3 protein-coding genes are annotated in these 1,896 nt (G+C 74.2%); all 3 read right to left on the bottom strand.

Annotation, left to right across the window (positions count from 1 at the left end; all coding sequences use genetic code 11):
- Positions 1-195 precede the first annotated feature (195 nt).
- The 3 genes from ACFUEL_RS39190 to ACFUEL_RS39200 all read right to left on the bottom strand — a co-directional run bounded on the left by ACFUEL_RS39190 (position 196) and on the right by ACFUEL_RS39200 (position 1,739).
- Entirely contained in the window at positions 196-585 is a 390-nt protein-coding gene (locus ACFUEL_RS39190) for a transcriptional regulator (protein ID WP_380242918.1), read from the bottom strand.
- Positions 582-1,082 (bottom strand): hypothetical protein, encoded by a 501-nt coding sequence (locus tag ACFUEL_RS39195; RefSeq protein ID WP_380242920.1) that lies wholly within the window; start codon positions 1,080-1,082, stop codon positions 582-584. Before ACFUEL_RS39195 ends, ACFUEL_RS39190 begins: the two co-directional genes overlap by 4 nt.
- 117 nt (positions 1,083-1,199) lie before the next feature.
- Positions 1,200-1,739 (bottom strand): ribonuclease, encoded by a 540-nt coding sequence (locus ACFUEL_RS39200; RefSeq protein WP_380242922.1) that lies wholly within the window; start codon positions 1,737-1,739, stop codon positions 1,200-1,202.
- Between the last annotated feature and the right edge of the window lie 157 nt (positions 1,740-1,896).

Consider the following 1,896-nt stretch of genomic DNA (forward strand, 5'->3'; position numbering starts at 1 on the left):
CCCGCCGGCGACCGGCGACCCCCCCCCGCCCCCCCGGCGGGGCCCCCCCCCCCGCCCCGGCCGTTTCCTCCCGGGGTTTTCTCGGCACCCTGTCGAGTTGTCAAGGAGCACGGACCGCACGGGGTTCGGCCCACCTCCGTTCCTGGGTGTGATCCTGCTGGCACTCCACCGGGCCGCACCCGCACTCCGCCCTGCTCAGCCCTGCTCAGCCCGCGTCCCCGCCCCGCCCGCTCCCGGCCGGGAGGCCGCCCCGGGCTCGGCACCGGGATCGAACGCGGAGCCCGCCGCGGCACCGGCCGCCTCCGCGGCGGCGGCCAGTTGCTGGAGCGCCGCGAGGTGCGCCGTCAGCAGGGTGCGGCCCTGCCGGGTCGCGGAGAGCCAGGTGCGGGGCCGCTTCCCGACGTAGCCCTTGCGGACCCGCAGGTAGCCGGCCGCCTCCAGGGCCGCCGCCGTCTTGCTGAGCACCGAGTCCGAGACCTGGCAGTAGTCGCGGACGACGGAGAACTCGGCTTCCTGGCATCCGCCGAGGAAGGCCAGGACGGTGAGCCTGGTGGGCTGGTGGAGTATCGGGTCGAGCCCGTTCACTGCGCGCTGCTCATGCTCTGCTCCTTGATTTCTCGATTGGCCATGGTGATGACGCCCCACACGGCCAGGCCGCCGGCCACGCCCGCGGCGGCCATCGCCCATGCCTGGTCGTCCGTGGCCAGCCAGGTGCCGAGCCAGGCCAGCACCGCCAGCAGGATGCTCAGGCCGAGCGCGCGCAGGACGCCCGGCGGGACCTTGGTCTTCTCGATCCGCGCGGCGACGCCGCTGGATCGCATGGCCACCCGCACTATGGCCGCCAGCACCGCCGCGAGGGCGGCCGCGCACAGCGGTATCAGCCACTGCGCCTGCCGCTGGAAGCTCTGCCCGATCGCCGCGCAGTAGACCGCGAGGGTCGCGCCCACCCCGGGGCCGTACCACCAGGGCATCGGCGCGGGTCGCCGGGCCGCGGCCTGCGCGCGGTGGGCGAGCTCGAGCGCCTGCGCGGGCGTGAGCTCCTCGGACTGCTCGGACTGCTCGTGCTGCTTGTCGTCAACCATCGGTTCCCCCGAGCGGACGTGCCTCAGAACCCGGCCTCATGCCGGATCAAGTACTCACACTCTGACACATACTTTCCGCGAGGAAAACTGTTTTTCGACGGACCGTCAACCACCCGCTCAGCAGCGCGGATCGATCTCCTGGAAGGTGGTGTAGTGGTCGGCCGTCCAGTACTGCTCGCCGGTGCCCCCGGTGACGATCCGCCTGGTGCCGCGGTCGCCCGACCCGGGCGTGACCACGGTGAACTCGTGGTAGTAGCCGCTGCTCTGACGGGGCAGCCGACCCTCCCGGTTCTCGAAGACGATGCCGTCCGACCGGTACGGGTAGGGGCCGCCCCGGGCGATCAGGCCGAGGGTGTCGAGGGCCTGCGCGGGCAGCTTCCCCCGGCAGACGTCGGCCAGCGCCGGGTCAGTGGGCACCCAGCTCCCCCGGGCGGTGGGCGACTTGGCCGGGGCTGAGGGTTTGGGTGCGCTCGCGGCCCCGCCGCGGGAGGCGGAAGCGGAGGCGGAGGCGGTGCCCGGGGCGGAAGCAGCGGACGGGGACTTCGCGCTGCTCGCACCGTCCGGTCCGCTCCCGCCGTTCAGCAGGGCGGCGACGCCTGCGGCGATGCCGAGGAGCACCACGGCAACGAGGCTGATCAGGCGGTTTCGGCTGTTCATGGCCCCAGCCTGCCGCATCCGCTCACCCGAACAGGGCACGGCGCACGACACGCCCGGTCGGCGGCGGACGGGCGGGCGGGCGCACGAACGGACGGGCGGACGGGCGGACAAACGGACCGGCGGCCGGACGGACGGGGAAACGCCGCCGGGGCGGGAC

Origin of the sequence: Kitasatospora sp. NPDC057198 (assembly GCF_042670125.1) — a bacterium.
GTDB lineage: Bacteria > Actinomycetota > Actinomycetes > Streptomycetales > Streptomycetaceae > Kitasatospora.

Bases quoted from the DNA above. Each gene is read 5' to 3' on its own strand.
- ACFUEL_RS39200 (WP_380242922.1), bottom strand. From the start codon at position 1,739: ATGAACAGCCGAAACCGCCTGATCAGCCTCGTTGCCGTGGTGCTCCTC.
- ACFUEL_RS39195 (WP_380242920.1), bottom strand. From the start codon at position 1,082: ATGGTTGACGACAAGCAGCACGAGCAGTCCGAGCAGTCCGAGGAGCTC.